This window comes from Streptomyces sp. MB09-02B, from assembly GCF_033794485.1.
GTDB lineage: Bacteria > Actinomycetota > Actinomycetes > Streptomycetales > Streptomycetaceae > Streptomyces.
Map to the genome: position 1 here is coordinate 1 of NZ_JARGEE010000554.1, position 5059 is coordinate 5059.

The 5059-nt window shown below is 69.0% G+C and carries 5 protein-coding genes; 2 read left to right on the forward strand and 3 right to left on the reverse strand.

Annotation, left to right across the window (positions count from 1 at the left end; translation table 11 throughout):
* Positions 1–371, reverse strand: a 371-nt coding sequence (locus P1P70_RS40430) for an alpha-N-acetylglucosaminidase N-terminal domain-containing protein (protein WP_319246845.1), incomplete at its 3' end; no start/stop codon positions are given.
* Between the two features lie 115 nt (positions 372–486).
* On the opposite strand from P1P70_RS40430, the gene P1P70_RS40435 reads away from it, so the two are divergent.
* Positions 487–939, forward strand: a complete 453-nt coding sequence (locus tag P1P70_RS40435) for a hypothetical protein (protein WP_319246847.1) — start codon at positions 487–489, stop codon at positions 937–939.
* 90 nt (positions 940–1029) lie between these two features.
* On the opposite strand, the gene P1P70_RS40440 is transcribed toward P1P70_RS40435, so the two are convergent.
* Positions 1030–2616: a DUF1996 domain-containing protein gene (locus P1P70_RS40440; protein WP_319246849.1), complete on the reverse strand. Its 1587-nt coding sequence runs from the start codon at positions 2614–2616 to the stop codon at positions 1030–1032.
* 452 nt (positions 2617–3068) lie between these two features.
* On the opposite strand from P1P70_RS40440, the gene P1P70_RS40445 reads away from it, so the two are divergent.
* Positions 3069–4370, forward strand: a complete 1302-nt coding sequence (locus P1P70_RS40445) for a transposase (RefSeq protein WP_319246850.1) — start codon at positions 3069–3071, stop codon at positions 4368–4370.
* A 152-nt stretch (positions 4371–4522) separates the two neighbouring features.
* Here P1P70_RS40445 and P1P70_RS40450 read toward each other — a convergent pair.
* Positions 4523–5059, reverse strand: a 537-nt coding sequence (locus P1P70_RS40450; protein WP_319246852.1) for a winged helix-turn-helix domain-containing protein, incomplete at its 5' end; no start/stop codon positions are given.

Here is a 5059-nt window from a genome sequence, read left to right on the forward strand (position 1 = left end):
GCCGGGAGGCGCTTGGGCAGGTCCAGCTGGCTGCCGTTCCAGGCGAGGTGCGCCCCGCAGACGTACTTGAGGTACCAGTGGACGCCCATGAGCAGGGTGGCGGGCGTCGTGGCCTGGACCCGGATGCTCCCGGTGGTGCCCGTGACCCGGAAGCGGTCGACGGTGCCGCTGCGGTCGAGCAGACTGAGCCGGAACTGTCCGGCGTGGCCGGGCAGCAGCCGATTGAGCGCGGAGCGCGCGGGAGCCGTATCGAAGGCGGGGCCCTCGCCGGGGCTCTCTGCGGCGTGGGCCGGGGCCGACCACTGCAGGTAGGTTCCGAGGCCGATGACACCGGCCGAGCCCAGCACCGTGCGTCGCGACGGACTGTTCATGTCTGTGTGCCCCCTGTGTCGACAGTGGCGGCACGCTAACTGGGCGACCGTCCGTGAACAACGGTGCGCACGGAGCTGGCGAGTTCACGTCGCCTGAATGGACCCGGAGGTACGGATGAGTTTGACGAGGAAGAGCCTTGCGGGGAGCGCGGCCGGCACGGTCGCCGCCCTGCTGCTGCTGACCGGCTGCGGCTCGGGCGACGACGCCGAGGCCGCCGTCCCGAAGACGGCGACGGGCACGCTGGAGCACATCGCGGGCGAGGTGGGCTGCAAGCCCGACATGCAGACCGACGCGGACACCATCCGGCAGGCCCTCTGCACCAACAAGGACGGCGACTTCGACGGCAAGTTCGTCCTCGCGACCTTCGCCACCGACCGGGGCCAGGCGGAATGGCTGGCCGGCGCCAAGGACTACGGCGGCTACTACCTCGTCGGCCGCAAGTGGGTCGCCGTCGGGGAGAAGAAGACGGTGGGCGGGCTGCAGGGCACGCTCGGCGGAGAGGTGCAGGAGGGGTCCGAGCACATGAACCCCGGCGGCAGCCACAACAACGGCAACCACAGCGGCTGACCGACCGCGAGGGAAAACGAAAGCCGGCGGTGGGAATCCCACCGCCGGCTTCCTCGTCACCGCTTCAGGATGACTGTGACTGCTTCAGGACTACTGGCAGTCCTGGCCGCTGTTGATGCAGTCGACCACCTGGTTCATCGTGTTCTCGTCGAAGAAGTTGATGAAGTCGTTGTGGTCGGTGATGGCCTTGTGCAGCTGGTCCGGGAAGGAGTCGATCGCGTACGCGTTCTGCAGCTGCCCGTTCTGGACGGACGGGGCCGGGATGTCGTAGACCAGGCGGACCTGGAGCTGCGGGATGGCCTGGAAGCCGTTGGAGCAGCTGCCGTCCTGCTCGACGAAGTCGACGTGCGTGCGGTGGTTGGCGCTGTCGATGTTCTGGCCGTCCCAGCAGCTCTGGAAGAAGGACGTCCGGACCACGGAGCTGCCCTGCGGGCAGATCGGGTACTTGTCCGTCACCACACGGTCCTCGAAGCCCGTGCAGCTCCAGTTCGTGTTGGCGTTGTTCAGACCGTTCACGAAGGACTTCGCGTCACCGGTGATGATGCGCAGCGCGGTCGGCATCGCGACGACGTCGCCCTGCTTGTTGCCGACGAACTTCAGCTCGGCCTGGCTCGGCTCGACGATCTTGCCGACGTTGCCGTCCTGGCCACCGCCGGGCGCGTTGGCGTCGATGTCGTTCGTGCCGTCCTGCAGACGGATGACCGGCCAGAAGTAGGAGGACTTGTCGCCCTGGTTCTGGCAGGTGGTCTGCGCGTTGGCCAGGTCCTGGTCGCTCGCGAAGGCGTTGTTGCTCTGGTTGCCGACGTAGTCGTGCTGGTGCTGGGCACCGTTGCTGACACCGGGGGCCACGATCACGTTGTCCGAGTTGCGGAGCTCGTTCTCGTTGGTGCCGCAGTTGGTGGTGAAGGTACCCGTCGAGCCGCCGTCACCGTTGGCCGCGAGGCCGTTGCCGCCGACACCCTTCGGGCCGCCGTTCGGCTGGACCTGGTTGATGTCGATGAAGTCGCCCGCGACCGGACCGTTGCCGCCCTGGCCGTTGCCACCCTGGTTCTGACCGTCGCCGCCCTGGTTCTGGCCGTCACCCTGGTTCTGGCCGTCGCCGCCCTGGTTCTGGCCGTCACCCTGGTTCTGGCCGTCACCGCCCTGGTTCTGGTCCTGGCCGTCGTTGTTGCCGCCCTGGTCCTGGCCTCCACCCGCGTTGGTCTGGTTCGGGTCGGCGACGCCCTTGCAGCCGGCGAGCTGGTCCATGCCCTGCGGAACCTGCCCGCCCGCGTTCCGGATGTTGATGCCGATCCGGTCGAGGGTGGCGACTCGCTTGGACTGGAGCGGGCCGATGATGGCGTTGTTGACGAAGCCGGCGTCTCCCGCCTGGGCCTGGCGCGTGTCAGCGAGGCGCTTGTAGGCCTCGGTGATCTGCTGGTCCAGCAGCGCCAGCTCCTTGGCGACACCCTGGCGCGCCCGCTGGGGCACGTTCGTCAGCTGCTGACCGACGTCCGGGCAGTCGATCGTGGCCACCTGCGCGGAGGCCAGCGTGCTGTTCTGACCGGACTTCGACTCACCCGCTGAGGCGTAGAAGTTCGCCCAGACCAGGCCGCCGCCCGCGACCGCGAGCGCCGCGGATGCGGCGATGGCCCGGACGGCCAGCGGCGAACGTCGTTTGCGTGTGTTGCGTCCCATGGAACTCCTCTGACTTCCTTGCGGGGCATCGAGGCGCCCGACAGGAGTGAAGCGGCTCCATCAAGTACGCGGCGAGTCCCAGGAGTGTTCAGACGACTCAGAAATTGATGAGAGATTCGTGGGACAAACTGGTTTCAACGCCCCATGGGCCACCGGGAGTTGTCGCCCGTCTACGGCGTGTGCGCGGCGCGGGCCCCGGGTGGGGTCCGTGAAGGGAGCGTTTCGGCGGCCCTGGTCAAGATACGCGAGAACCGCCGCCCACACCCCGATTGCCCGTTCTGCCGCCGAACCGCACCCGCCCTCGGAGCCCCAGCACCTTCGCCTCCACGGCTGGGTCCAGACCCACCGGAGGCTGGTCGGGCCGGGGGGCAAGGCGGGTGAGGGGTCACTCTCCTGGGTGATGTTGGTCGAAGAGGTGCGCGGGAGGGGAACGGGGTGTCTAGGTTCGCGGCATGTCACGGTTCCGGATGTATCCGTCGCGCGCGCAGGCTGAGCAGATGCTCACGCACTGCGCGCACGCGAGATACGTGTGGAACCTTGCCGTCGAGCAGCACACGTACTGGAGGCCGGGGCGCAGGTCCGCGCCTGGTTTCGCGGAGCAGTGCCGTCAGTTGACCGAGGCCCGGCGGGAGAACGCGTGGCTGGGTGCGGGAAATGCGGATGTGCAGCAGCAGGCGCTGAAGGACTTCGCCCGGGCCAGGAACGCTCGCTTCACGTCCGGGTTCGGTGAGCCGACCTGGCGCAGGAAGCATGTGCACGAGGGTTTCCGGGTCATCGGCACCGACCGCGTGCCGGAATGCGAGGCGGACGGGTCGGCGAAGCTGAACGCGAGGACCGGCAGGCAGGTCATGGGCCGCTCGGTGGTCGTGCAGAGGCTGAACCGGCGCTGGGCGCAGGTGAAGGTGCCCGGCTGCGGGTGGGTCCGCTTCCGCCTCAGCGCCCAGGGCAAGGGCGCGAAACTGCCCGCCGCGAAGACGTACCGGGTCACCTTCCGCAACGGGCAGTGGCACATCGCCTTCGCGGTCGTTCCCGACCCGGTCGAGGGGCCGGGCACGGACACGGTGATCGGCATCGACCGGGGTGTCACGATCACCGCCGCCCTCTCAGACGGCCGGACACTGAACTGCCCCCAGCTCACCACTCGTGAGCGCGCCCAGATCCGCAAACACCAGCGGCGGGCGGCCAGGGCCCCTAAAGGCAGCCCTGCCAAGGCGGCCGCGCATGCGATCGTGGCCGGGCTCAGGGCACGGGAGGCGAACCGGCGCAAGGACTGGTGCGAGAAGACCAGCACCATGCTCGCCCGCTCCTACGGCCTCATCCGGTTCGAGAAGCTGAACATCAAGTCGATGACCCGCTCCGCGAAGGGAACCGTGGAGCGGCCGGGCAGGCAGGTGGCGCAGAAGTCCGGCCTGAACCGGTCGATCCTCGCCCAGGGCTGGGGTCTGCTGCGGCAGCGCACCGGGCACAAGGCCCCCGGTCGGGTCGAGGACGTTCCCGCCCCCTACACGAGTCTGCGGTGCAGTGCCTGTGGATGGATCGACAAGAACTCGCGCAAGAGCCAAGCCGGGTTCGTCTGTTCCTTCTGCGGCTTCACCTGCAACGCGGACACCAACGCCAGTATCAATATCGCGGCAGGACAGGGCGGGATCCCCCGCCCCCGGCGGACAGCCGGTGCCGGAGGGGCGACACCGCCCAACCAGCGGTCGAGCGTCCGTGAACCTCAGCCCATATGGGTTGGAATCTCCCTCTTCTAAGAGGGGGAGGATGTCAACCAGCATCAGAAGTCTCATACCGCCGACTCTGCCCGCAGGGCGGCCGCCACGGCACGGAACTGCTCTCAGAAGATCGCGGCCAGGAGATCCGCGCTCAGGAGCCCCCCACCGGGCTCCGAGGCGCGGATCCGCCGTCAACGGGCCAGCGGCGGCGTGTACTTGTACCCGACCCGCCGCACCGTCTGGATCGACTGACGGAACTCCGCGCCGAGCTTGCGCCGCAGCCGGGCGATGTGGACGTCGACGGTCCGCCCGTCGCCCACATGTCCGTAGCCCCACACCGTGGTGACCAACTGGTCGCGGGTGTGCACCCGGCCCGGGTGCGCGACCAGATGGGCGAGGAGTTCGAACTCCAGGTAGGTGAGGTCGAGCGGCCGCCCGTCGACCCGCGCGGTGCGCTGCGCGGTGTCGACGTGGATCAGTTCGTCCCCGACCTCGACGGAGGCGGAGGCGGTGTCGTCCGCGACCGCGAACGGCAGTACCGGCGGCTGCTGGTCGGCCGGTACGAGCACCAGGTAGCCGATCATCGGCGGCCGGCCCGGCAGCGTCGGCAGGGCGTGCTGGGGAGCGGGCAGCCAGGTGGCGCCCGGCGGCAGGAAGTCGGTGATGTCCACGACCTCGTCCCGGCCCACGGCCCGCAACCGGTGGCGGGGCGAGGGCCCTGGGGTGTC